The sequence below is a fragment of the Bosea sp. AS-1 genome, assembly GCF_002220095.1.
GTDB lineage: Bacteria > Pseudomonadota > Alphaproteobacteria > Rhizobiales > Beijerinckiaceae > Allobosea.
In genome coordinates, this window is record NZ_CP022372.1 from 1,830,079 (window position 1) to 1,855,459 (window position 25,381).

The window sequence follows — 25,381 nt, forward strand, 5'->3', positions numbered from 1 at the left end:
GAGATCGTCCCGGTGGACGTCCTTCCACGGAAGCAGAATTCCGCACGCATCGCATGCCGTTGCCGGGTCTTCCCGACCCGTTGCCAGTGGATTCTTCCATGTCCAGCGACGACCACGTTCTTACGCTCATTCTGATCAACGCCTTGGGCCTCGTTGGCATCGTCGTCTGGCATCTTCAGGGACGCGGCCGCCCGACCGGTCGCCTGAGCATCCAGATCCTGTTCTTCAGCGCCATGAGCCTAGCCCTTTACATCGGCGGCATCGCTCCGGACCGGCCCGACGACTTTGCCCTACAAGGCTTCGCCGCCCTGCTTTTCAAGTCGGCCCTGATCCTGTGGTGGATGCACCTCGCATGGACGATCATCGGCCTGATGCACATCTATGTGCGTTTCAGTCGCAAGCCTCGGGAAGCACATCTGATCCTGGATATGGCCATCGCCATCATCTATCTCGGGGTGGCGCTGTCGGTTCTCGGGTTCGTCTTCGGGATGCCGATCGCCACGCTGGTCACCACCTCGGGCGTCGTTGCCGTCATTCTGGGTTTGGCGTTGCAGAACACGCTTGGCGACGTCTTTTCCGGCATCGCCCTGTCGCTCGGAAGGTCCTATGCGATCGGAGACTGGGTCCAACTGAGCGACGGCACTGCGGGCCGCGTCACCGAGACCAATTGGCGTTCCACGAACCTGTTGACCGCGACGAACAACATCGTCGTCCTGCCGAACAGCATGCTGGCGAAACAGAGCCTGACCAGTCTGAGTCGCCCCGATGAAACGCATCAGATCACCTTCGGCATACGCTTCGCCGCCGGGCACAGGCCGCGTATGGTCGAGGACGTGATGCGGTCCGTTCTCGAAGCCAGTACGCGGATCGTGAAGAAGCCGGCTCCGGCCGTGGTACTAAAGGCGATCGACGCGACAGCGATCGAGGTGGAATTGCAATTTCATGTCGCGAGCCTCGCCACAGGGGTCTCTGCCAAGAATGAGATCATCGATCTCATCCATGACCAATGCGAGGCGAGTGGCCTTTCGCTGGCCGCGCCGGCCTAGGCTTCGCCCTGGTCAATAGCAATATCCGGCGACCGATATTGCATTCCGGATGCCGAGGCCGCGCGTCGCTCGGCTCGGGTTCCGCCCGAAAAATCCTGGAGGACCTGCGTGATCCGGCTGCGCCGCAAGGGTCGGGGAGGGTCTGGCACGCTCCGTCGCTCCAGCAGTCAACTTCCTTGCAAGTCATGGATTTCCATAAGTGCAGTGGAAGCCTTCCGGCGTTAATTTTCGGGTGAATCAGTCGGCCGGTTCGTCGGCGAATAGTTGCCGACAAAGCCGTGACGGTTTCCAGGCATTCCGTCTCCGAAAGGAGCAGCCCGATCATGATCGCAGCGCTTCGTCGAACGCCGCCCGCCCTGCTGTCCGTCACGCTGGTCGTCGGTCTCGCGGCCTGTTGGTTGACCAATAGCCCTTTCGGCCTCGCGGCGCCCGTCGGTGCTCTTTTCCTCTATGTTCGGGGATATATGCTCCGGTCCCTTTGGGTCGGGCTACTGATCGTCTTTGTAGGGGCGGCCTGCTCGGCACTGTTCTATCCCGCCACCCGGGAGGTCGCGATTGGGCTCGGCGCGTTCATCGCCGTAGCCGCTTGTATAGGCCTGCTCCTTGTGCCCGATCCCGATCCGTCCTGTCGCGGCAGTTGGCTCGGAGCCCCGGATCGGCAAGCGCCCGGACCGACGAACAGGCTAGATGTCGCCCCTGACGGCGCGCGCCACGGCTGGGTCCATCCGGATGACCGGCCTGCGATCGCACAAGCCGCAGCCTACGCATTCTGGACAGGCGTACCGCAGGTGACGAGCTATCGGGTGCTCCAACCGGACGGCAGCTACCGCTGGACCGAGCTGCGCGCCGAGCCGGGCTATGGCGTCAGCGTCGATGTGGATGCCATGGTCGCCAAGCCGGGCGATCGCTGGACGGTCGCGGAATCGCTCGGTGAGACCGTGGAGGCGGTGGAGGCAGCCAAGGTGATCGAAAGCCTGCACGGCAAGGCTTGGGCCTTCGACGCGGCGGGGAGGTTCACCTATGTCACGCCCGCCGCCCAGATCGTCATCGACATGGCGCTAGAGGACCTCAACCGCTGTCTCGACGATCGTGAATTCATCGATGGCGGCGAGGTCGGCTGGATGCGCGGTGTGCATCCGGACGATGTCGGCCGGGCCGCCTCGACGCTGCGCCATTGCCTGAAGACGGGCGAGCCGTGGAACATCGAGTACCGCATGCTGCGCGCGACGGGCTACTATGTCTGGCACCGCATCTCGGCGCGGCCGACACGGGACGGCGCGGGGCGCATCACGGGCTGGTTCGGCACCTCGATCGACATCGACGTCTACAAGAAGACCGAGGCCGCCCTGAGGGCCAGGGAACAGCATCTGGAGCAGTTGATCGACACGGTTCCAGCCATGATCTGGAGCATGACGGCCGAAGGACATCCCGCTTATCTCAACAAACGGATGACGGAGGTGACCGGCGCAACGCTTGAGACCGTTACCGCCCCAGACGGTTCTCTATCGTTGAAGGAGATAATTCATCCCGATTTTATGGATGTGGCGGGGGAGGCATTCGCCAAATCCGTGGTGACGGCAACTCCGTACAACATCAAATATCTTCAGCATCGCGCCGACGGCAGCTATCGCTGGACCGAGACGCGTGCTGAAGCTCTGCGGAACGAGGCGGGCGAGATCGTCCGGTGGTATGGGGTCTCCGTCGACATCCATGATCTGATCACCACGCAGACGGAGCTGCACTTCCGCAAGCAGGAGCTGACACGGCTGGTCGATTTGGTACCGAGCTATCTCTGGCAGTTGACGCCGGCCGGCGAGCCGAATTTCTTCAACCGCCGCCTCATCGATTTCCTGGGCGTCGAGGAAAGCGATCCGGAAGAACCGGCGACAGAGCAATATGCGGCGGCGCTGAGGGCTGCCATTCATCCGGACGATGCCGAGCACCTGTGGGCCGAGCTGAAGCATTGCCTGCTCAGTGGTCAGCCTTTCGCGATGCGCTATCGCCTGCGCCGCCACGACGGCATCTATCGCTGGATGGACGGGCGCGCGGAGCCACTGCGCGATGAAGGCGGCACCATCATTCAGTGGTACGGACTGTCCCACGACATCGACGATCAGCTCCGGGTGGAGGAGGCGCTCAGGGAGAGTGAACGCTCGCTGCGCCAACTGGTTGAGACGTTGCCTGCGCTGATCTACTGCGCCACGCCGGACGGGGAGCCGATCTACCGCAGCGAGAAGCTGCGCGCGTTCCTCGGCTTCGGGCTCGAGGACAAGGACGAGGAGGGTAGAGCGCGCCTGACCGGCACCCTCGATGCGATCATCCACCCCGACGACCTCCCCATCGTCAAGGAGAGATATGCGTCCTCGCTGGCGACGGGGTCCCCCTACGCGATGAAGCACCGGCTGCGGCGGGCGGATGGCGCATATCGCTGGGTCGAGACGCGCGCCGCGGCCATGCGGAACGTCGAGGGGGAGATCGTCCAGTGGAACGGCATCTGCTTCGACATCGAAGATCAGGTGCGGGCGCAGGAAACGCTGACCCTGACGCAGGAGCGGCTGGCGCGTGCGGCGCAGGCGGCGAGCCTCGCGGAGCTCTCCGCATCGATCGCCCATGAGGTCAACCAGCCGCTCGCCGCCGTGGTCGCTAACTCGCATGCCTGTCAGCGCTGGCTCACGTCGGACCCGCCCAATCTTGAACGGGCGCAGAAGACGGTCGAACGCATCATCCGCGACGCGAATTCCGCCGCCGACGTCGTCGGCCGGGTCCGCGCGCTGTTCAGGCAGACGGTCGAGGCGCGAAGCCTTTGCCAGCTCGACACCATTATTGGCGAGGCGCGGGATCTGATGGCGGAGGAAGTGACCCGGCGCCGCATCCGCATCGCGCTGGACGTCGAGGCCGGGCTTCCGCCACTGGCCCTGGACCGGATCCAGCTTCAGCAGGTGCTCGTCAACCTGATCCGCAACGGAATGGAGGCGATGGAGTCTGCACCGCGTGGAGTGCTTCAGATCCGATCCATGCGCGCCGGCGACCTCGTCAGGACGGAGGTGCGGGATACAGGTGAGGGCATCGGCGCTCCGGAGAAAGTCTTCGAGCCCTTCTTCTCGACCAAATCCAACGGAATGGGCATGGGGCTGGCGATATCGCGTACGATCATCGAATCCCATGGCGGGCATCTCTGGGCCGAGAACAATCAGCCTTGTGGGGCGACGTTCATCTTCACCTTGCCTGTTGAAAGCGAAAGCAAATCATGACCGTTGACGACGCCATCGTGTTCGTCGTCGACGACGACGAGGCTCTCAGGGAAGCGCTAGGCGAGCTGCTGGCGGCAAACGGGGTCCAGTCTGCCTTGTTCCCGTCGGCTGGCGACTATATCCGCGCGGACAAGCCCGACCTCCCGGCCTGCCTCATCCTCGATGTCGAGCTTCCCGATATCAACGGCCTCGAGCTGCAACGGCAGATCGCGCAGGGAGACTATCCGCCGATCGTGTTCATCACGGGACATGGCGACATTCCTTCGTCGGTCCGCGCCATCAAGCATGGTGCCGTTGACTTCCTGACCAAGCCTTTCAGCGATACGGCGCTGCTGGGAGCAATCCGCTCAGCGATCGCGCAGGATCGGGAGACAAGGATAAGGCGCGCCGAGCTCGCGCTGTTGAGACAACGCTATTGCGAACTCTCGCCGCGGGAGCGTGAAGTCCTTCCCCTGGTGGTGAGCGGGCTCCTCAACAAGCAGGCCGCCGCCGAGCTCGGCATCAGCGAAGTCACTCTCCAGATCCATAGAAGAAGCGTCATGCGGAAAATGGCGGCGTCATCGCTCGCCGACCTGGTGCGTATCGCAGAGCGATTGGAAATCCCGATCCAGCATTCGCGCCGGATGGGAGGAAACTGAGTTTGGACAAGCATAAACACGTCGTGGCTGTCGTCGATGACGATCCGAGATTGCTCGAATCGCTGGAGGACCTGCTCGAATCGGCCGGCTATGCGGTCCGCAGTTTCTCCTCCGCGATGGCACTGATCCGGTCCGGTATCTCCGGTCTGCACCTTCTGATCACGGATATCGGCATGCCCGGCATGGATGGATTTGAGTTGCGCGACTTCGTGAACAGGGAGCGCCCGGAATTGCCGGTCTTCCTGCTTACTGGCCGCCACGAAATCGCGGAGCAGATCAGGGCCAAGGCTGTGAAAACGTTCTTCTGCAAGCCGTTCGACGGCCAGACACTGCTCGCAGCAATTGCAAACGCACTGAACAAAGGAGAGGTGGACAATGAATGCGATCGCTGACCGATCACTCTCTTGGAGGTTGGAGCCATCCGCCGCGCACCGCAACGGCGGAACAGGCCACCCTCTCGTGATCATTGTCGATGACGACGCCTCGGTGTGCGAAGCGTTATCCGAACTGATGCTGTCCGCCGGTTTCGAGGCGGTTTCCTTTAGCTCGACACAAGCGTTGCTTCAGACGAACGTGCTCGAAAACCCCGGATGCCTCATCCTCGACGTGCGTATGCCTGGATCGAGCGGCCTGGATCTCCAGCATCATCTGACGAGCCGGGGAAATCCCAAGCCGATCATCTTCCTAACTGCGCATGGCGACATACCCATGACCGTTCAGGCCATGAAGGCCGGCGCCGTCGATTTCCTGACGAAGCCGGTTCGCGATCAGACCCTTCTGGATGCCGTCGGAACGGCGATAGCGCTCGACGCGGCCCGAAGGATCGAAGCGGCCAGGGTCAAATGCTATCTTGAGCGTCTGCGGACGCTGACGCCGCGAGAACGAGAAGTCCTGTACGAAGTGGCGCGGGGACGCCTCAACAAGCAAATCGCCTACGATCTCGGTATCAGCGAGGTAACGGTCAAGCTGCACAGAGGCAACCTCATGAGGAAAATGGAAGTTGCCTCCATCGGAGAACTCATACGCGCGTGGGAAGCCTTGCCGGTCACCGAGAAGGAGGCCAATGCAGCCTGACCGCATGCGCGAACCGGGCGACGGCGCAATGATGATGCGCCCCCTTTTCCAGGGGGCGCGAGGTTTCGTCAGGCGGCGTGCTGGCGCTTCGGCAGGAAGTCGTCGGCATCCTCGGCATGGGGAAAAGCAGTGACAGTCTCTCCCGCGATCTGCCAGCTTCCGGCTTCCTTGCGCAGCCGTAGCTCATAGAGCGCAGGCGGCGCGTGCGGGCTCATTCGCCGGTACAGCAGTGCCGTTGCGTGGTCGCCCTGCTGCTCGACATGCAGGACCCGATGCTCGGTCGACAGCGGCGCGTCGCCGGCGGCACCGCGAGCGGCAAATTCCGCCATCACCGCGGCACGCGGGGCGCGCTCGACATGCCCCTTGCCGCTGACGAAGAGGATCGACTGATCGCTCGTATAGAGGGCTTCCATTCTGTCGGTCTGGTAGTGGCTACCGTATTCGACCACCTTCCCGATGAACACGTCGATTTCAGGATCATATTTTGCGGTCATGATTGATGGCTTTCTTTCTTGAGGGACCGGCCCGTTCAGATCAGGGTGATCCCGCCGTCCACGGCGAGGTTGACGCCTGTGATGAAGGCGCTTTCGTCGGAGCAGAGGAAAAGGGCTGCCCGCGCCAGATCCTCGGCGTCCCCAATCCGGCCGAACGGAATCATCCGGGCTGCCTGTTCCTCGACCTCGGGCCGCGCGTCGGGCGACAGGCCGAGCTTTTCCAGGATCGGGGTGTTCGTCGGGCCGGGACTGAGCACATTCACGCGAATGCGCCGGTCCTTGAATTCGAGCGCCCAGTTCCGGGCAAATGCCTCGATCGCAGCCTTGCTGCCGGCGTAGACGGCGTGGCCGTCCAGGACTTTGTGCGTGGCAATCGAGCTTGTCAGGAGGATTGCTCCGCCCTCGCGCAGCAAAGGCGTGATCTTCTGCACGCCGAAAAAGGTGCCGCGAGCGTTGGCGGAGAACTGCGCATCATAGTCTCCGGGCGCGACGTCTGCGCTTTGCTGGATACGGATTCCGCCCGCATTCGCCACATAGATGTCGGCACGTCCGAAACGTTCCTCGATGAACGCGGCGACACGTTCATGCGTGGTGAGATCTGCGATGTCGCCGGTCAGCCCCGTTGCCTGCCGCCCCAATCTGTTCACGGCCTCGTCGACAGCATCTCGCCGTCGACCGACGATCAGAACGCGGGCGCCTTCGGCGATGAACAGGCTCGCAGTCGCGAAGCCGATGCCGCTGTTGCCGCCGGTGATGACGGCGACCTTGTTTGTCAATCTTGTCATATGGACCTCCGTTGGATGGTCCATGACGTGATGATGGCCGGGCCGATTGCCCAGCACTCCATGCGTCCTTTCAGTTGTTCCATGGTGTCCGAGCCATGCAGGGCCTGAGCATTTTCGTGCGTGTCGTGGAAGCTGGGTCATTCACTGCCGGTGCGCGTGTGATGCGCACGAGCCCTTCCGCCGTATCCAAGAGCATGGCCAGATTGGAACGGCGGCTTGGTGCGCGGCTCTTCCTCCGTTCCACCCGGGCCTTCGGGCTGACGCCGGAGGGCGAAGCCTATTTCGAGCGGATCGCGCCTCTGGTCCGGGCGCTCGATGAAGCGACGGAGAGCCTACGCTCCGGTTCCGGCCCGGCCGGACGATTGCGCGTCAGCGTTCCCGCCGATTTCGGCCGCTTCATCGTCGAGGCTTTGACCGAGCGCTTCCGGCAGCAACATCCGGGCGTGACGCTCGACATCAGCATGAGCGATCGCCGCGTCGACCTGATCCGCGAGGGATACGATGCGGCGATCAGGATCGGCCAGGTCCCCGATAGCGGCCTGATCGCCCGGCCGCTCGGCCGCTTGCCGATGATCCTCGTGGCCTCCCCATCATATCTCGCCGCGCGCGGCGTTCCTGAGACGGTCGCTTCGCTCTCGGATCACGACCATGTCCGCTACCTGTTGCACGGACGGCCCTTTCCCATTGCGTTTGCAAGCGGCGAGCAGATCACACCTCAAGGGACATTCGACACCGATAGCGGCGAGGCGATGCGGATCGCGGCGCGTAACGGGTTGGGGATCGCACAGTTGCTGCGCGCTTCGGTGACGGCCGAACTGGAGGCGGGTCAACTCATTCCAGTCCTGGCAGACCAGCCCTTGCCGTCGGTCCGGGTTCAAATTCTCCATGCTTTCGCCAGGTCGGTTCCAGCACGCGCCGCAGCCTTGTTCCGTTTCCTGGAATCCGAGGTGCCACGCTGGCGGTAGGCACGTCGCGCGGGCAAGCCCGGAGCCGTCGGGGCGGGCCATCGTGGTCGCGCCGGGGAGCGCCCCATTTGTATCGCTATCGATTCTCGCGCTGGCAGGAAACAGAGCCTGTTTTGCTGAGCAGCATGATCCAACGGGAAAATGTGCGCAAGCATAGGTATCTATATACCTAATTGTATTTTTGCCTGCCTCTTCCTGTAGGTCTGATCTACAATTAGATTATTGAAGTAAAGTCGAGAATTTACGAGTGTTTGCAGGCCTTCCGATTTCACGGGGCGATCTTCAATCCGTGAATTCCAAGGCCGAAACTTACGGCGAGCGCCTCATTCGCCCCGCATCCCGTCCGATCGAGAACCTCGATTGGGGGGAAGAGGCGTCCATCAGGTGAAGCGTTCTCGCGAGCTTCGCATCGTCAACCATCCCTCCTCAGGAAGCTCCGATGCCGAACAACGAATTTGTCGGTTCGACTGGCATCAGCCGGCGGGTCCTCATGCATGCCGGCGCCAGCGCGGCGGCTGCGCTTTCCTTTCCGGCCTCGATACGGCCTGCCATTCCCGCCACGCCCTTTCAGGACAGTAGAAGGACTAAACGCATGAACTACGTGACGACCAAAGACGGGGTCGAGATCTTTTACAAGGACTGGGGGCCGAAATCGGCCCAGCCGCTCGTCTTCCATCACGGGTGGCCGTTGAGCTCCGACGACTGGGACGCCCAGATGCTCTTCTTCCTGGCACAGGGTTTTCGCGTCGTCGCTCATGATCGGCGTGGGCATGGCCGTTCGAGCCAGGTTGGGGACGGTCATGACATGGATCACTACGCCGCTGACGCCGCTGCCGTCGTCGACCATCTCGACCTGCGCAATGCCGTCCATATCGGCCACTCGACCGGCGGGGGCGAGGCTACGCGCTATGTCGCTCGTCACGGGAAGGGGCGCACGACAAAGCTCGTTCTCATCGGCGCCGTGCCTCCGCTCATGCTCAAGACGGACAGAAATCCGGGTGGGTTGCCCATCGAGGTCTTCGATGGCTTCAGGAAGAGCCTCGCCGCCAACCGCAGCCAGTTCTATGTCGACGTCGCCGCGGGGCCGTTCTACGGGTTCAATCGCCCGGGCGCGGACGTCAAAACCAGCCTGGTCCAGAACTGGTGGCGACAGGGCATGACGGGGAGCGCGAAGGCGCAATACGACGGGATCAAGGCCTTTTCCGAGACCGACTTCACCGAGGACCTCAAGCTCGTCGATGTGCCGACGCTCATCATGCATGGCGACGACGATCAGGTGGTTCCGATCCAGGATAGCGCCCCTCTTTCGGCCAAGCTGCTGAAGAAGGCGACGCTCAAGGTGTATAGCGGCTATCCCCATGGAATGGCGACCACTCACGCCGACGTGATCAATCGGGATTTGCTGTCTTTCATCCACAGCTAAGGTAACGTTGAAGGGAGCTGGTCAATATGACCGCTCCCTTCAAGTTCGAGAGCGCCAACCTCAAGTGGCTGCTGACTTTGTGGGCAGCCTTTTTGGTGGCCGCAGCTGAAAAAATTATAACGCAATTTCAATTATATACGTGTTCGTAGATATGTCCGGCCCGGCCCACCATTCTCCGACATCTCCGCTAGGCCGCGATCTTGATCCGCCCCTTCATGTTGGGGTGGAACCGGCAATAGTATTCGACCGTGTCCCCGGCGGTTGCGACATGCATTGCCGTCTTGCCGGGCGGGATCAGGACGTCCCAGCCGCCCTTGACGGTTGCCGTGTGGGCGAACGGGTCCTTGTTGATCCATTCGATGGTCTCGCCGGCCTTCACCTCGATCTCGGCCGGCATGAAGACGAGCTTGTCGATCGTGACATGCACCTTCCCGTCATGAGCGCTGGCGAAACGGCCGCCAGCGAGAACGGCGGCGCCCACGGCGAGAGCCTGCCGCCGGTTGAGAGTGCCACCCGTCATTTCAGCTCTGCCGCGACATGTTCGGCGTGCTGCTGGTGGCCCTGGAACAGCTTCAGCCCGGTTTCCAGCAGGCCCTTCAGCTCGGGGTTCTGAGCCGACGGGATGAGCAGGGTCTCGAGGGCGCCGTTGACCTGCTTGTGGAAGGCCACCTCGTTGGCGATGTAGGCCTTGTCGAAGGCGGCGCCCTTGAGCTTGCGGAGCTGGGCAGCCTTCTGCTTGGCGGCCTTGGCCAGCGCCTGGCTCGTCGGGTTGTCCTCCGGCTTCACATGCAGCTTCTTGACCAGGGCGAGTGCCATGTCGTTGACGGCCTCGTGGTCCTTCCGCATCGACTGGGCAAAGGATTTGACCTCGGCGTTCCTCGTCTTCGACAGGGCGAGCTTCGCCGCCTGCACGTCGATGACGCCGGCGCTGTAGGCGATATGCGCGATCTGCGGGTCCGTCGGCTTGTCGGCGGCGCTGGCGGGCCCGGCGGCGACGGCAAGCGCGAGCCAGGCCGCACCGAACGTGGAAAGAGCGGTTTTCATCGAAGCCTCCATGGCAACCGGCGGGTGGCCTGCCGGTTTGGGTTGACACCAGCATTCGATGCCGGCGTCCCGTGGAGGTTCCCGCTAGGAGCCGAGGCCGAGCTTCGCGATGACGGCTTCCGTCAGCCGGTCGCAGCGTGTTCCGGCGAAGGGAAAGGCGTCGATCATCACAGGCCCGATCTGCGCTTCGAGCCGGGTGCGGATCAGCTTGCGGGCGCGATGAAGCCGCGTCTTCACCGTCGCGGGCGGCAGGTCGAGCAGCGCCGCCGTCTCCTCCAGACTCAGGCCTTCGATGATGCGCGCGACGAAAACGAGGCGGAAGGATTCCGGAAGCGCGTCGGTCGCTTCCTCGACCAGCTGGAGGAGCTGTCGCTGCGCCATGATGCGCTCCGGGTCGATCGTGGAAGAGGAGAGCGGAAAGGGAATGATCTCCGCCTCCGTGAGACTGGGTTCGGGTGCGCGCTTCTGCCGCTTCCGCGCGCGCAGCCGCATCAATGCGGCGTTGAGCGCGATCCGCGACAACCAGGTCGCCAGAGAGGACTCCCCGCTGAAGCCGGCGAGATGGGTGAAGGCCTTGAGATAGGCCTCCTGCAACACCTCCTCCGCATCCGCATTGTTGCGCAGGACCGCCCGGACGAGTCGGTAGAGGCGCTGGTTGTGCGCCTTGATGATCAGCCGTACGGCCTGCGCGTCGCCGGCCGCGGCGCGGCCGACGAGCGCCGCCTCGTCTTGGACGAGAGCGGAAAGAGGTATGTCCGGCGCGGTTGGCATCGCTGTTCTCCTGTCGAGCGAGGATTGGATGCCATCCCGCTCGCGAGGTTCCCGATGTCGGCGGATCGCCTGCGTGCTGCGCCAGTCAGCAGCCGTCGGCTCTGGTCAGGCTCCGCCGGCGTCACCTCCGGCCGGAGAGGGGGCTGCGGGCTCGGCGGGAGCAGCGCGGCGACGGATGCCGAGCTTGCTCATCCAGAGATAGATGATCGGCGTGGTGTAGAGCGTCAGGATCTGGCTGAGGATCAGGCCGCCGACGATGGTGATGCCAAGCGGGCGGCGCAGTTCCGCACCCGGCCCGGTCGCGATCATCAGCGGGACGGCGCCCAGCATGGCCGAGAGCGTCGTCATCAGGATCGGCCGAAAGCGCTCCAGGCAGGCCGCGAAGATCGCCTCGCGCGAGGACATCGCCCGCTGCCGCTCGGCGCTGATGGCGAAGTCGACCAGCATGATGCCGTTCTTCTTGACGATGCCGATCAGCAGGATGATGCCGATGAAGGCGATGATGGTGAGGTCCGCGCCTGCGATGCGCAGCGCGATCAGCGCGCCCAGCCCCGCCGAGGGCAGGGTCGAGAGGATCGTCACCGGATGGATCAGGCTCTCGTAGAGCACGCCGAGAATGATGTAGACGGCGAGAATCGCGACCAGGATCATCATGCCCTGGCTGCCGGCCCCCTGCGCGAAGGCTTTGGCATCGCCGGCAAACTCGGCCCTGAGCGACGCCGGCATGTGCAGGCCTTCGACGGCGGCGACGAGGGCGTCGCTCGCCTCCTGCAGGCCGACGCCGGGAGCAAGGTCGTAGGTGATGGTCACGGCCGGGAACTGACCCTGGTGGTTGATGACGAGCGGGGCCGTGCCGCGTTCGACCTTGACCAGGCTGCGTAGCGGAACCTGCGTGCCGTTGCGGCCGGGCACGTAGAGATCGAGGATGTCGTTCGGGTCGCGGCTGCGCGAGGGGGCGACCTCGATCACCACGCGATACTGGTTGCGCGCACCGTAGATCGTCGAGATCTGGCGCTGGCTGAAGGCGTCGGACAGGACATTGTCGATGGCCTGGATCGCGACGCCGAGCTGCGAGGCCTTGTTGCGGTCGATCACGACCTGCGCCTCGAGCCCGCCCTGCTCGCGGTCGGTGGAGACGTCGACCAGCTCGGGCAGGGTGCGCAGGCGCTCCAGCACCTTGGGTACCCACTCCTCCAGCTCGGGCAGGTTCGGGTCCCAGAGCGTGAACTGGTATTGCGAGCGGCCCTGCCGCCCGCCGGCGCGCACGTCCTGCACCGGCGTCAGGAAGATACGCAGGCCGGGGATGGAGCCGAGGCGCCCGCGCAAACGGTTGACCACCTGGGCGGAACTCAGGCCGCGCTCCTCCAGCGGCTTCAGGCTGACGAAGAAGCGCCCGGTATTCACCGAGCCGCTGCCGCCGCCGATGAAGGAGGCGACGCCGAGGACCGCAGGGTCGCTCGAGACGATGGCCGCCCCGCGTTGCTGGAGCTGCGCCATGGCCGGGAAGGAGATATCGGTCGAGGCCTGGGTGAAGCCGATGATCAGCCCGGTATCGTCCTGCGGGAAATAGCCCTTCGGCGCGCTGCGAAACATCTGCACGGTCAGCGCCACCGTCGCGATCATCACGATCAGCATCAGCCAGCTGTGCCGCAGGACGACCCCAAGCGTGCGGGCATAGAAGCCCGTCATCCCCGCCAGCACGCGCTCGACGATGCGGTCGAAGCGGCTGGGGGCGTGAGGCCCGCCCCTGAGGAAATGGGCGCAGACCATCGGCGTGACGCTGAGCGAGACCGCCGTCGAGACCAGGATGGCGAAAGTCAGCGTCAGGGTGAATTCGCGGAAGAAGCGACCCGCCACCCCATCCATGAAGAAGAGCGGGATGAAGGCGGCGATCAGCGAAAGGCTGATCGAGACGACCGTGAAACCGATCTGGCCGGCGCCGAGCAGGGCGGCGCGCAGCGGCGAGATGCCGCGCGCGACGTTGCGCTCGATGTTCTCGATCATGACGATGGCGTCGTCGACGACGAAGCCGACCGAGATCGTCACCGCCATCAACGAGAGATTGTCGAGCGTGAAACCGGCGGCCCACATCGCGGCGAAGGTGCCGGCGATGGAGAGCGGTACGGTGACGCCGGCCGCGATCGTCAGCGTCGTGCGGCGCAGGAACAGGAAGACGACCAGCATCACCAGCGCGATGGAGATCAGGAGCGTATGCTGGATGTCGGCGATCGAGGCGCGGATCGTGACGGTGCGGTCCGACATGATCGAGACGTCGATCCCGGCCGGCACCCAGCGCTCGACTTCGGGCAGCAGCGCCTTCACCCGGTCGACCGTGTCGATGACGTTGGCGTCGGCCTGCTTGGTGATGGTGATCAGGATCGCCGGCTTGCCGTTGTACCAGCCGGCGGCGCGGCTGTTGCGCACGCCACGCTCGACGGTCGCGACATCGGCGAGCCTCACCACGGTGCCCTTGGCCGAGCGAACGACGATGTTGCCGTAGTCTTCCGGCTGGCGGATCTGGTTGTTGGCCGAGAGGGTCTCGCTCAGCCGCTCGCCGTCGAAGGAGCCGACCGCGGAGACCGTGTTGGCGTTGACGATGGCGGTACGGATGGTGTCGAGGCTCAGGCCCATGGCAGCGAGCTGGGCAGGGTCGACGCGGACGCGGATCGCCGGCTGTTCGGCGCCGTTGACCGTGACCTCTCCGACGCCTTCGATCTGCGCGATGCGCTGGGCGATCACGGTGTCGGCCGCGTCGTACATCGCGCTCGGCGTCAGCGTGTCCGAGGTCAGGGCGAGGATCAGGACCGGCGCGGCGTTGGGGTTGGCCTTGCGGAACTGCGGCAGGGTCGGCAGGTCGCCGGGCAGATCCGTGGCGGCGGCGTTGAGGGCGGCCTGCACGTCGCGGGCGGCGCTGTCGGCGCTCCGCGTCAGGTCGAACTGCAGCACGATCGAGGTTGAGCCGAGCGAACTCCGGGAGGTGATCTCGGTGACGCCGGGGATCGAGCCGAGCCGCCGTTCGAGCGGCGCGGCGACGCTGCCGGCCATGGTCGCGGGGTCGGCTCCGGGCCGGCTGGCGAAGACGCGGATCGTCGGGAAGTCGACGCTCGGCAGGCTCGCCACCGGCAGGAACATGTAGGCGACCATGCCGACGAGAAAGAGGCCGATCGCCATCAGCGTGGTGCCGACGGGGCGCAGGATGAAGGCGTCCGACAGGCCCCGAACCGTCTTCCAGCCCTTGTCCTCGCCGGGGGCGTCGCTCATTCGGCTGCCTCCGGATCCGGATAGGGCACGACGCCGTCGGGGCCGCCGCCGAGACGCCGGCGGATCTTCTCGAGCGCGAGATAGATCACCGGCGTGGTATAGAGCGTCAGAAGCTGGCTGAGCAGCAGGCCGCCGATGATGGTGATGCCGAGCGGCTGGCGCAATTCGCTGCCGGTGCCGGTCGCCAGCGCCAGCGGCAGGGCGCCGAGCAGTGCCGCGAGTGTCGTCATCATGATCGGCCGGAAACGCAGCAGGCAGGCCTTGACGATGGCCTCCTCCGGCGAAAGGCCCTCATGCCGCTCGGCCTCCAGCGCGAAGTCGATCATCATGATCGCGTTCTTCTTGACGATGCCCATCAGCAGGATGATGCCGATCAGCGCCACGATCGAGAGCTCGCGGCCGGTCAGCACGAGCGCGAGCAGCGCGCCGACGCCGGCGGAGGGGAGCGTCGTCAGGATCGTGAAGGGGTGGACATAGCTCTCGTAGAGGATGCCGAGCACGAGATAGATCGTCACCACCGCGGCGAGGATCAGCCAGGGCTGATTGGCGAGCGATCGGTTGAACTCTGCCGCATCGGCGCTGAAGGCGCCGGAGATCGTGCTAGGCATGCCAATCTCGCGTTCGACCGCCGCGATCATCTTGACGGCGTCGCCCAGCGCCTCGCCCGGAGCGAGATCGAAGCTGATCGTAGCGGCCGGGAACTGCTCCTGATGCGCGATCGAGAGCGGAGCGGTCTCGCGGATCAGCCGGGTGAAGGAGGAGAGCGGCACCTGCACGCTGTTCTGCGTCACCGTGACGGTACCAGCCGCATTGGTCTGGCCCTGCGTGTTGGTATTGCCGGTGACGTAGAGCTTCGAGAGTGCGGACGGGTCGCGCAGATATTGCGGCGCCGCTTCCAGGATCACGCGATACTGGTTCGACTGCTCGTAGATCGTGGCGATCTGGCGCTGGCCGAAGGCGTCGTAGAGCGTGTCGTCGACGGCTTGGATCGAGATGCCGAGTCGGCCGGCCTTGGCCCGGTCGATCTCGACATGGGCGCGCAATCCGCCATCCTGCGTCTCGTTGGCGACGTTGCGAACGACCGGCTCGCGCCGCAGCGCCTCCGAGAGCCTACGCGCCCATTCCATCACCGCCGCCTGGTCGGCGCCGGTCAGCGTGTACTGGTATTGCGAGCGGCTGGCGCGGGTGGTGATCTGGATGTCCTGCACCGGCTGGACATAGGTGACGGCACCCGGGATCGCGGCGGCGACGGCGCGCAGCCGTTCCGCGATCGTGACCGCGTCGTCGCGGCGCTCGTCCTTGGGCCTGAGCGTCACCGTCATGCGGGCGGTGTTGAGCGTCGCATTCGCCTGGCCGATGCCGAGCACCGAAACGACGCCGGTGACGTCTCCATCCTGTTCGAAGGCCTGCGTCACCTTCTCCTGCAGCCGCTTCATCTCGTTGAAGGAGACGTCCGGCGAGGATTCGAGCACGACGTTGAGCAGGCCGGTATCCTGGCTCGGCAGGAAGCCCTTGGGAATGACGACGTACATCCACACCGTCAGCACCAGCGTGGCGAGCGTGGCGAGCAGCACGAGGCCGCGCGCCTTCAGTGCCCAGCCTAGCGTAACCTCGTAGGCACGCGCCATCGCGGAGACTGGCCATTCCGCCAGCCGCATCAGCCAGTTCTCGCGCTCATGGCCGCCGTGGCGCAACAACCGCGCGCACATCATCGGCGTCAAGGTGAGGGACACCACTGCCGAGACCACCACCGCGATGGTCAGGGTCAGGGCGAATTCGCGGAACATGCGGCCGACGAGACCGGTCATGAACAGCAGTGGGATGAAGACCGCGACCAGCGAGACCGTCAGCGAGATCACTGTGAAGCCGATCTCGCGGGCGCCGTCATAGGCGGCTCTCAGCGGTTTCTTGCCCTGCTCCATGTTGCGCACGATGTTCTCGATCATCACGATCGCATCGTCGACGACGAAGCCGGTGCCGATGGTCAGCGCCATCAGCGAGAGATTGTCGAGGCTGAAGCCGGCGAGCCACATCACCGCGAAGGTCGCGATCAGCGAGAGCGGCAGCGCGACGCCTGCGATGATCGTGGCGCGCACCGTGCGCAGGAAGAGCAGCACCACCAGCACGACCAGGGCGCAGGCGAGGATCAGCGTGAACTGCACGTCCGCGATCGAGGCGCGGATCGTCTCGGTGCGGTCGCTGACCACCTGCAGTTCGACGCCCGCCGGCATGCCGTTGCGCAGGCGCGGGATTTCTTCCTTCACCTGGGCAACCGTGGTGACGATGTTGGCGCCCGGCTGGCGCATCACGTCGAGGACGACGGCGGTCTTGCCCTTGAACCAGGCGCCGACGCGGCTGTTTTCGAGGTCTTCCAGCACCACCGCGACGTCGCGCAGGAAGACCGGGGCGCCGCTGCGATAGGCGACGACGATGTCGCGATAGGCCGAAGCGCTGCCGATCTGGTCGTTGGCGCTGATCGTGTAGGCCTGATGGTTCCCGTCGAGCGCGCCCTTGGAGCCTGCGACATTGGCGTTGACGATGGCGGTACGCAGATCCTCCATGCCGAGCCCGTAGGCGGCGAGCCGGGCGAGATCGGCCTGGATGCGGATCGCTGGCCTGACGCCGCCCTCGATCGAAACATGGCCGACGCCGGAAACCTCCGAGAGGCGTGGCGAGAGCAGCGTGTCGGCGAGGTCGCTGAGCTGGCGCAGCGAGACCGTGTCCGAGGTCAGCGCCAGCACCATGATCGGCGCGTCGGCCGGGTTGATCTTCGCATAGGTCGGCGGATAGGGCAGGGTGCGCGGCAGCGTCGAGCCGGCCGCGTTGATCGCCGACTGTACATCCTGCGCGGCAGCATCGATGTTGCGGTCGAGGTCGAACTGCAGCGTGATCTGGCTGAGGCCGAAGGAGCTCTGCGAATACATCGTCGAGAGCGAGGGGATCTGCCCGAATTGCCGCTCCAACGGCGCCGTCACCAGCGAGGCGATCGTCTCAGGGTTCGCGCCCGGCAACTGCGTGGTGATCTGGATGGTCGGGAAGTCGACCTGCGGCAGGGCCGAGACCGGCAGGCGCAGATAGCCGAGGATGCCGCAGAGCAGCACCGCGATGCCGAGCAGCGAGGTCGCGATGGGCCGGCTGATGAAAGGCGCGGACACGCTCATCGCGGCTGCCCCATCATGGCTGTGCTTGCGGTCTTTGTGCACCCGATCCGCCGGCAGGGGAACCCTGCGAACCGGGGGCGGCTCCCTCGGACGGGGCGGGGCCGTTGCGGCGCGGCCGGTTCTGACGGGTACCGTCGGTGCCGGCGGGCGGTCCGGAAGGCGCTTCCTGCGCCGGGGCGGCGGAGCCCGCTCCGGAGGCGTTGCCGCCGCTCTGCTGGTCGCGCCGCCGACCTTGACCCTGACCCTGGCCGGGCTCGCGCGTGCCGCGACGGCCGGGCGCGGCGGCCGGGGGCTGAGCGGCTTCCTCCGGCGTCGAGACGCGGACCTTCGCCTTGTCGGTCAGGCGGGCGAAGCCGGTGGTGACGAGCTTGGCCGGCGGTTCGATGCCCGTGGTGATCACCGCCGTCGTCTCGTCCTGCTGGCCGACGGTGACATTGACCAGGCTCACCGTCTCGTCGTCGTTGACGGCGAAGACATAGGCGCCGTTCGGCCCGCGCTGGATGGCGGCGGTGGGCGCGACGACCACATGCTTCAGCACGTCGACGAAGACGCGGACATTGACGAACTGGCCCGGCCAGAGCTGCAGCCGTTCATTGGGGAAACGGGCCTTGACCTTGATCGTGCCGGTGGCCTGGTCGACGACGTTGTCGATGACCTCGACGACACCCCTGTCGATGATCGTCGTGCCGTCGGAATCGAGCGCGTCGACCTCGACCGGGCCACGGGCCACCGCCGCGCTGACGGCGCGGAGCTGCTGCTGCGGCAGGTTGAAGACCATGGCGATCGGCCTGAGCTGGGTGATGACGACGAGGCCGTTCGAATCGGAGGCGCGGACGATGTTGCCCTGGTCGACCTGCCGGATGCCGAGGCGGCCGTCGATCGGCGCGCGGATCGTGGTGTAGTCGAGATAGGCCTTGGCGTTGTCGATCGCGCCCTGGTCGGAGCGGATCTGCGCCTCGAGCTGCGCCACCGTGGCGCGCTGGGTGTCGGCCTGCTGACGCGAGCCGTAATCGGTCTGGGCGAGCTTGGCGTAGCGCTCGAGGTCGGCGCGAGCATTGGCAAGCAGAGCTTCATCCTGCGCCTTCTTGGCCATCGCCTGGTCGTATTGCGCCTGGTAGGTCGCGGGATCGATCTTGGCGAGCACATCGCCCTTCTTGACGTCCTGTCCGTCCTTGAATGCGATTTCGAGCAGCCGGCCGTCGACCTGCGTGCGCACCGTCACGGTGTTCAGCGCCTGGATCGTGCCGACGGCATCGGCGGTTACCGGCACGTCGTCATAGCGCGCCGGCGTCGCGATCACCGGAATCGCTCCCTCGTTGTTGCCGAAGCGGGCACGGCGCCCGCCTCGCCCGCCGCCCTGCTGGGCGGTGGCGACGCCGTCGCCGCCGGGCATCCAGCCGCCATTGTAGCTGTGCCAACCCCAGGCGGCGGCGCCGAGCAGTACGAGGATGAACAAAAAGCGCTTCATTCCGCTGCCTCGGTCGCGGTGATGGCAGCGCGGCGGTCGGCCTCGGTCCAGCCGCCGCCCAGCGCCTTGAACAGGTCGACATAGGCGGTCAGCTTCTGGAGCTTGATCTGCGAGAGCTGGTCCTGCGCCTGGAACAGGGTCTGCTGGGTGTTGAGCAGCGTCACGATGTCGATGGTGCCCTCGCGCAGACGTTGCTCGGTGATGGCGTAGGCACGCCGCGCCGAGGCCACCGTCTCGGCCTGCAGGCGCTCGTGGCGGGTGTTTTCCTGGATCGCGATCAACGCGTTCTCCACATCGGCGAAGGCGCTGACGATGGTCTTGCGGTAGGTCGCAATCAACTCGTCGGCGGTGCCACGCTCGAGTTCGACCCTGGCCCGGAGGTTGCCTCCGTCGAGGATGGGCTGGACGAGCCCTGCCGCCGCCGAAGCGAAGGCAGCGTCCGGCCGCAGCAGGTTCTTCAGCACGGCGCTCTCGAGACCGCCCTGGCCGGTCAGGCTGATACTTGGGAACAGCGCAGCGCGGGCGGCATAGAGCGTCGCCTCCTGCGAGGTGAGGCGCGCCTCGGCCTCGGCGATGTCGGGCCGGCGCTGCAGCAGTTGCGAGGGCAGGCCGGCGCGCACGGACGGCACGGCGATGGCGTTCAGGCTGCCACCCTTGATCGCGACGGCGGCCGGCGTCTCGCCGACGAGAACGGCGAGCGTGACCTTGGCCTGGCGTAGCGAGAGTTCGAGGGCCGGCACAGAGGCCTTTTGCTGCGCCACCACGCTTTCCTGCTGCGCGATGTCGAGCTGGGTTGCTGTGCCGACCGAGAGGCGGGCCTGGATCACCTTGAGCGTCCGTTCCGCCACCGCGATGTTCTCGCGAGCGATGCGCAGGCGGTCCTGCGCCGCTAGGACCTGGAAATAGGTACCGGCCACGCTGGAGACGGCGGTGAGCGCGACCACGTCGCGGTCGAAGCGCGTGGCCTCCGCGGCGAAGCGCCCGGCATCGGCCGCCGCACGGTTCTTGCCCCAGAAGTCGAGCTCGTAGCTTGCCGAGAGGCCGAGGCTGAACTGGTTGCCGACGCTTTCGCTGAACGGGCCGCGCTTGGAGCCCAGCGTGCCGGGTCTGAGGCTGCGGGAAGCGTCGGTCGAGCCACTCAGCGTCGGGTAGAGCGCGGCCGACGAGATGCGCGACTGCGCGTCGGCCTGCCGGATCCGCGTCATGGCGATGGCGATGTCGAAATTCTCGCCGACCGTTCGCTCGACCAGCCGATTCAGCTCCGGCGATCGGAACAGCCGCGGCCAGTCCGGCGAGACGGGAGGCGCGGCGCGGCGTTCGCCGGCGCCGAAGCTGCGTGTCACTGCGACGCCGAGATCGGGCCGCTGGTCGGCCGGCAGGCAGGCGCCGAGGCCGGCGGCAACAGCGACAGCGGAAGAAAGGCGGAAGAGCGAATGCCCGAATGCGTGTCTTGTCAGATCACGCCTGTAGCCCGGCATCATTCCGCTCTTCTCCAGCCTCGATTCAAAAGAACGCGGAACACGACGCGACAGAAGCCGCTTCTAAAGTGAATGGCAGGGGAGAGAAAGTGAATTTCTCTTCATGTTTGCGGCCAGGCCCTTGCCGGGCAATTGCCGAGTGGACGGCCTTCGACGGCATGGCGAATCGCGCCATCGACCTACAGTTTGCCGTTGCGATGGGGCTGAAAATAGGCCCTTCTTGCCAGATGCCCGGGTTGCCTGAGAGCCCATGCCGCGGGCACGTGGCGAGGCGATGCGAAATGCGGAACCGAAGTCGAAGACCCTGGTCGAAGGCGCCGTGCATTTCCGGCCTCCGGACCCGTCATACCCCCTGCCTGCCTTTCCGGAGTAGCCTGTGAGAAGTCCGTATGAGGTCCTCGGTGTTGCCGCGACGGCTTCCGCCGCCGAGATCCAGAGTGCCTATCGCAAGCTCGCCAAGAAACTGCATCCCGACCTCAACCCCGGCGACAAAGCCGCGGAGGAGAAGTTCAAGGAGGTCGCCGGCGCCTATGACCTGCTGAGCGATGCCGACAAGCGCAAGCGCTTCGATGCCGGCGAGATCGATGCCTCCGGCGCCGAGCGGCCACAGCAGCACTATTATCGCGACTATGCCGGCGGCAATCACGGCAACCCTTATGCCGATGCGTCCGGCTATGCCGATTTCATGGATGAGGACGACAGCTTCGCCGAGCTGCTCCGGCGCAGCCAGCGCGCGCGGGCGAACCGGCGCGGACAGGACCTGCACTACCAGCTCGCCGTCGATTTCGTCGATTCGATCACCGGCGCGACGAAGCGGCTGAACCTGCCGGATGGCAGCACGATCGACGTGACGATCCCGCCCGGGCTGATCGATGGCCAGACGCTGAGGCTCAAGGGCAAGGGCGCACCGGGAGCGGGCAAGGGCGGTCCGGGTGATGCGCTGATCGAGGTCGAGGTTCGGCCCGACCCGCGCTTCACCCGGGAGGGCGACGATATCACCATCGAGCTCCCGATCTCGCTCACCGAAGCCGTCCTCGGTGGCGAGGTTCGGGTGCCGACGCCGACGGGCGCCGTCAGCATGACCGTGCCGAAGGGCGCCAACACCGGCACGAAGCTGCGCTTGCGCGGCAAGGGCGCCCCACGGCGCGGCGGCGGGCAGGGCGATCAGTTCGTCCGGCTCAAGGTGGTGCTGCCGAAGGCGCCCGATCCCGAGCTCGAGGCCTTCGTCTCGAGCTGGAAGGACAAGGACTACGATCCGCGCGAGGGCCGGACGTCATGACGATGACCAAGCAGGAATTCCTGACCTCGTCAGGGCTCAAGGTGAAGGTGCTGGAGTTCTGGCTGGAGCAGCGCTGGCTGGTGCCTGAGGAGGCGGCGGGCGAGCCGCGCTTCCGCGAGATCGACATCGCGCGTGCCCATCTCATCCGCCAGCTCAAGGACGATTTCGGCGCCAATGATGCGGGTATCGACGTGATCCTGCATCTGATGGACCAGCTTCATGGCATGCGCCGGGCGCTCGCGGAGCTGCGCGAGGAGGCGCGGAAGGACCGGGCCTAGGCTGGGGGCATGCGGTTACCGGGCAGGGGGAAGGCCGAACCAGGGAGAAAGACCATGAATGATGCGTTGACGGGGCAGGGGCGCGGTAACATCGACGGGCTCGTCCTGCGGATGCTGGTCCGCAAGCTCGTCGCGAAAGGCGTGCTGACCCAGGACGATGTCCGCGCGCTGCTGTTCGAGGCGGCGAAGCGGATGGACGAGGTCGGCAGCGAGCAGACCGATCAGGCGGCCTGGAGCATGGTCAACGAGGATCTGGCGCCGAGCTTTCTCGGAGGAAGCTGACCCTGGTGAGGGCCGGGAACAGGCTCCTGCGCCCGGCGTTAGGGTTCCTGTCTGTCGCGGCCGTGCCGCATGGCGGACGAATGGTCTCGACAGCCGTTGAGCTTCAACCCGGGAGGGCTTCAGGATGCAGGACAAGGTCAGGGAGAACATGGAGGTCATCGGGGCGGACGGGGTCCATGTCGGGACGGTCGACCGGGTCGAGGGCGGCCGCATCAAGCTCAAGAAGAGCGACGCCTATGGCCGGCATGAAGGTCATCATCATTACATCGAGCTCGGCTTCGTTGCCGGCGTCGAAGGCGACAAGGTGCGGCTCTCCGCCAATGCCGACATCGCCGTGACGCTGGAGGAGGAGCCGTCCGGCAAGCCGGTCAGCCTGTGATGCCCTCGGCCGCGGTGGCCCGCCCGGGTGATCGCGGTCCTTATCGTTGCGGGAGGACCGGTGCGATGCAGCAATACGACCTCTATCTCAATGCGAAGAAGCCGGCGATCGGCCTTTATGTCGCCAGCGGTGCGAAGCTCCCGGATTTCGCTGATCCGAAGGAGTGGATCTTCGGCGGAACCGCTGCGGCGGATTTGCTGCCGCCGAGCGTGATCGAAGGCGTCGCCAGCGCCGGCCACGCCTTCCGCGACATGGATTGAAACCACCCCGGCGCCAGCTCCCGGGGGCAGGGGCAAGCCATCGAGCTCCTTGCCGCGCGGCCTGGCCGCCCAGTCCGCAACCGGCCACAGCCGCTGGCGGCATGACATTGAACCATCGCTGTTAAGGGTCAAAAACGGGTCGTCCATGGATAGAGGTCTGCCATCCGTGATTTCGCAGCCGGTCATGGCGACGCTGACGCGTTCGGCGCTGTTCCTGGTCGTGACGATCGATCCGGGCCGCGGCCCCGAGGCGACGGTGCGGGAGCTGTGCGCCGACCTGTCGTCGCTGCTGCGGGCGGTCGGCTTCCGCGATCTCCAGGGCAATCTGTCCTGCGTCATGGCCTTCGGCTCGGAAGCCTGGGACCGGCTGTTCGACGGGCCGCGGCCGCAGGAGCTGCATCCGTTCCAGGAGATCCGCGGCGTGCATCACGCCGTCTCGACCCCGGGCGACATCCTGTTCCACATCCGCGCGACCAGGCGGATGGACCTGTGCTTCGAGCTGGCCAAGGAGATCATGGCCCGGCTCGACGGCGCGGTGACCACCGTCGACGAGGTCCACGGCTTCAACTATTTCGACGACCGCGACCTGATCGGCTTCGTCGACGGCACCGAGAACCCGGCCGGGCCGGACGCCATCCGCGCCACCCTGATCGACGCGGAGGACCCGGCCTTCGCCGGCGGCAGCTACGTCATCGTCCAGAAGTACCTGCACGACCTTCCCGGCTGGAACCGGGTGCCGGTCGAGGAGCAGGAGAACATCATCGGCCGCTACAAGCTCTCCGACATCGAGCAGGCGGACGCGGTCAAGAAGCCCTATGCCCACAATGTCCTGACCAGCCTCACCGAGGATGGCGAGCCGGTCGACATCCTGCGCGACAACATGCCCTTCGGCAAAGTCGGCAGCGCCGAGTTCGGCACCTATTTCATCGGCTATTGCCGCACGCCGCGCCGGATCGAGCGCATGCTGGAGAACATGTTCGTCGGCTCGCCGCCGGGCAATTACGACCGGCTGCTCGATTTCAGCCGCGCGGTCACCGGCTCGCTGTTCTTCGTGCCGACCGCGACCTTCCTCGACGCCGTCACGCCGGAGATGGCCGCGCCGGAGACCGCCGCGCCGGCCCCTGACGCGTCCGCGCCGGCGCCGGCGGCTTCCCCATCCAGATCGTCCGGCGACGGCTCGCTCGGCATCGGCTCCCTGAAGGAAGAGGCAGGCCATGAATAATCTGCACCGGGAGCTCGCTCCCATCTCGGATGCCGCCTGGGCGCAGATCGAGGACGAGGCCTCGCGCACGCTGAAGCGCTATCTGGCGGCGCGGCGCGTCGTCGACGTGGTCGGGCCGAAGGGGCCGGCCTATGCCGCGGCCGGGACGGGCCATACCAGGCCGATCGAGGCGCCGGGCGCGGGCATCCGCTCGCTGCTGCGCGAGGCGCAAGCCCTGGTCGAGCTGCGCGTGCCCTTCACGCTGACGCGGCAGGCGGTCGACGATGTCGAGCGCGGCGCGAACGACTCGAACTGGCAGCCGGTGAAGGATGCCGCCAGGACGATCGCCTTCGCCGAGGACCGGGCGGTGTTCGAGGGCTATGCCGCGGCCGGGATCGGCGGCATCCGCGCCGGCAGCAGCAATGCCGCGGTGGCGCTGCCGGCCAAGCTCGACGCCTATCCGGAGGCGGTCGCCCGGGCGCTGAGCGAACTCAAGCTCGCCGGCTGCAACGGGCCCTATGCGCTGGTGCTGGGCGGCGAGGCCTATCGGGCCGCGAGCGGCGGCAGCGACGACGGCTACCCGATCTTCCACCATGTCGAGCGCATCGTCGATGGCGGGGTGATCTGGGCGCCGGCGATCCAGGGCGGCTTCGTGCTGACCACGCGCGGCGGCGATTTCGAGCTCGATCTCGGCCAGGACATCTCGATCGGCTATCTCAGCCACAGCGCCACGACGGTCGAGCTCTACCTGCAGGAGAGCTTCACCTTCCGCATGCTCACCTCGGAAGCCGCCGTCGCCCTCGCGGCGCAAGGCAAGTAGCAAGGCCAAGCCCCGTCCGCACA

The 25,381-nt window shown here is 65.7% G+C and carries 23 protein-coding genes; 14 read left to right on the forward strand and 9 right to left on the reverse strand.

What is annotated here, in order from left to right; translation table 11 throughout:
* Positions 1–98: 98 nt before the first annotated feature.
* The 5 genes from CE453_RS10385 (at position 99) to CE453_RS10405 (ending at position 6,009) form a co-directional block, all read left to right on the forward strand.
* Positions 99–1,046, forward strand: a complete 948-nt coding sequence (locus CE453_RS10385; RefSeq protein WP_089174521.1) for a mechanosensitive ion channel family protein — start codon at positions 99–101, stop codon at positions 1,044–1,046.
* A 323-nt stretch (positions 1,047–1,369) separates the two neighbouring features.
* Positions 1,370–4,297 carry a PAS domain-containing protein gene (locus CE453_RS10390; protein ID WP_089174522.1) on the forward strand — a complete coding sequence of 976 codons (2,928 nt, stop codon included), beginning with the start codon at positions 1,370–1,372 and terminating at the stop codon, positions 4,295–4,297.
* A complete protein-coding gene (locus CE453_RS10395) occupies positions 4,294–4,935 on the forward strand; it encodes a response regulator transcription factor (protein ID WP_089174523.1) in 642 nt (213 codons plus the stop codon). Before CE453_RS10390 ends, CE453_RS10395 begins: the two co-directional genes overlap by 4 nt.
* Positions 4,936–4,937: 2 nt before the next feature.
* On the forward strand, positions 4,938–5,327 hold the full coding sequence (locus tag CE453_RS10400; protein WP_089174524.1) for a response regulator: 390 nt from the start codon (positions 4,938–4,940) through the stop codon (positions 5,325–5,327).
* Positions 5,311–6,009: a response regulator transcription factor gene (locus CE453_RS10405; protein ID WP_089174525.1), complete on the forward strand. Its 699-nt coding sequence runs from the start codon at positions 5,311–5,313 to the stop codon at positions 6,007–6,009. The genes CE453_RS10400 and CE453_RS10405 overlap by 17 nt, the downstream gene beginning before the upstream one ends.
* 68 nt (positions 6,010–6,077) lie before the next feature.
* Here CE453_RS10405 and CE453_RS10410 read toward each other — a convergent pair whose 3' ends face one another.
* Positions 6,078–6,503, reverse strand: a complete 426-nt coding sequence (locus tag CE453_RS10410) for a hypothetical protein (RefSeq protein WP_089174526.1) — start codon at positions 6,501–6,503, stop codon at positions 6,078–6,080.
* A gap of 35 nt (positions 6,504–6,538) precedes the next feature.
* Positions 6,539–7,288, reverse strand: a complete 750-nt coding sequence (locus CE453_RS10415; protein WP_089177818.1) for an SDR family NAD(P)-dependent oxidoreductase — start codon at positions 7,286–7,288, stop codon at positions 6,539–6,541.
* 95 nt (positions 7,289–7,383) lie between these two features.
* Here CE453_RS10415 and CE453_RS10420 point away from each other — a divergent pair, with 95 nt between their 5' ends.
* Together CE453_RS10420 and CE453_RS10425 are read left to right on the forward strand one after the other, a co-directional pair.
* Positions 7,384–8,253 (forward strand): LysR family transcriptional regulator, encoded by an 870-nt coding sequence (locus CE453_RS10420; RefSeq protein WP_089174527.1) that lies wholly within the window; start codon positions 7,384–7,386, stop codon positions 8,251–8,253.
* Positions 8,254–8,845: 592 nt separating this feature from the next.
* Positions 8,846–9,676 carry an alpha/beta fold hydrolase gene (locus tag CE453_RS10425; protein WP_089174528.1) on the forward strand — a complete coding sequence of 277 codons (831 nt, stop codon included), beginning with the start codon at positions 8,846–8,848 and terminating at the stop codon, positions 9,674–9,676.
* 187 nt (positions 9,677–9,863) lie between these two features.
* Here the strand turns inward: CE453_RS10425 and CE453_RS10430 are convergent, their stop codons facing one another.
* From CE453_RS10430 to CE453_RS10455, 7 genes are all read right to left on the reverse strand, one after another.
* Positions 9,864–10,196: a plastocyanin/azurin family copper-binding protein gene (locus CE453_RS10430; RefSeq protein WP_157732984.1), complete on the reverse strand. Its 333-nt coding sequence runs from the start codon at positions 10,194–10,196 to the stop codon at positions 9,864–9,866.
* Positions 10,193–10,720, reverse strand: a complete 528-nt coding sequence (locus CE453_RS28935; RefSeq protein WP_198302312.1) for a DUF4142 domain-containing protein — start codon at positions 10,718–10,720, stop codon at positions 10,193–10,195. Before CE453_RS28935 ends, CE453_RS10430 begins: the two co-directional genes overlap by 4 nt.
* Positions 10,721–10,804: 84 nt before the next feature.
* On the reverse strand, positions 10,805–11,491 hold the full coding sequence (locus CE453_RS28940) for an RNA polymerase sigma factor (protein WP_198302313.1): 687 nt from the start codon (positions 11,489–11,491) through the stop codon (positions 10,805–10,807).
* A gap of 105 nt (positions 11,492–11,596) precedes the next feature.
* Positions 11,597–14,752, reverse strand: a complete 3,156-nt coding sequence (locus tag CE453_RS10440) for an efflux RND transporter permease subunit (protein ID WP_089174529.1) — start codon at positions 14,750–14,752, stop codon at positions 11,597–11,599.
* On the reverse strand, positions 14,749–17,913 hold the full coding sequence (locus tag CE453_RS10445; protein ID WP_089174530.1) for an efflux RND transporter permease subunit: 3,165 nt from the start codon (positions 17,911–17,913) through the stop codon (positions 14,749–14,751). The genes CE453_RS10440 and CE453_RS10445 overlap by 4 nt, the downstream gene beginning before the upstream one ends.
* A 13-nt stretch (positions 17,914–17,926) precedes the next feature.
* Complete coding sequence (locus CE453_RS10450; protein WP_089174531.1) at positions 17,927–19,381, reverse strand: efflux RND transporter periplasmic adaptor subunit; 1,455 nt, start codon at positions 19,379–19,381, stop codon at positions 17,927–17,929.
* Positions 19,378–20,862, reverse strand: coding sequence for an efflux transporter outer membrane subunit (locus CE453_RS10455; protein WP_248308027.1), 1,485 nt, complete (start codon positions 20,860–20,862; stop codon positions 19,378–19,380). The genes CE453_RS10450 and CE453_RS10455 overlap by 4 nt, the downstream gene beginning before the upstream one ends.
* A gap of 373 nt (positions 20,863–21,235) precedes the next feature.
* Here CE453_RS10455 and CE453_RS10460 point away from each other — a divergent pair, with 373 nt between their 5' ends.
* The 7 genes from CE453_RS10460 (at position 21,236) to CE453_RS10490 (ending at position 25,358) form a co-directional block, all read left to right on the forward strand.
* On the forward strand, positions 21,236–22,138 hold the full coding sequence (locus CE453_RS10460; protein WP_089174532.1) for a DnaJ C-terminal domain-containing protein: 903 nt from the start codon (positions 21,236–21,238) through the stop codon (positions 22,136–22,138).
* Positions 22,135–22,416 carry a chaperone modulator CbpM gene (locus CE453_RS10465; protein WP_349236644.1) on the forward strand — a complete coding sequence of 94 codons (282 nt, stop codon included), beginning with the start codon at positions 22,135–22,137 and terminating at the stop codon, positions 22,414–22,416. The genes CE453_RS10460 and CE453_RS10465 overlap by 4 nt, the downstream gene beginning before the upstream one ends.
* A 54-nt stretch (positions 22,417–22,470) precedes the next feature.
* Positions 22,471–22,698, forward strand: a complete 228-nt coding sequence (locus CE453_RS10470; protein ID WP_089174533.1) for a hypothetical protein — start codon at positions 22,471–22,473, stop codon at positions 22,696–22,698.
* 124 nt (positions 22,699–22,822) lie between these two features.
* The gene (locus CE453_RS10475; RefSeq protein ID WP_089174534.1) at positions 22,823–23,077 is read left to right on the forward strand and encodes a DUF2171 domain-containing protein; all 255 of its coding nucleotides are present in this window, start codon (positions 22,823–22,825) and stop codon (positions 23,075–23,077) included.
* 65 nt (positions 23,078–23,142) lie between these two features.
* On the forward strand, positions 23,143–23,337 hold the full coding sequence (locus tag CE453_RS10480) for a hypothetical protein (RefSeq protein ID WP_089174535.1): 195 nt from the start codon (positions 23,143–23,145) through the stop codon (positions 23,335–23,337).
* A 145-nt stretch (positions 23,338–23,482) separates the two neighbouring features.
* A complete protein-coding gene (locus CE453_RS10485; RefSeq protein ID WP_089174536.1) occupies positions 23,483–24,559 on the forward strand; it encodes a Dyp-type peroxidase in 1,077 nt (358 codons plus the stop codon).
* The gene (locus CE453_RS10490; protein WP_089174537.1) at positions 24,552–25,358 is read left to right on the forward strand and encodes a family 1 encapsulin nanocompartment shell protein; all 807 of its coding nucleotides are present in this window, start codon (positions 24,552–24,554) and stop codon (positions 25,356–25,358) included. The genes CE453_RS10485 and CE453_RS10490 overlap by 8 nt, the downstream gene beginning before the upstream one ends.
* Positions 25,359–25,381: the final 23 nt, after the last annotated feature.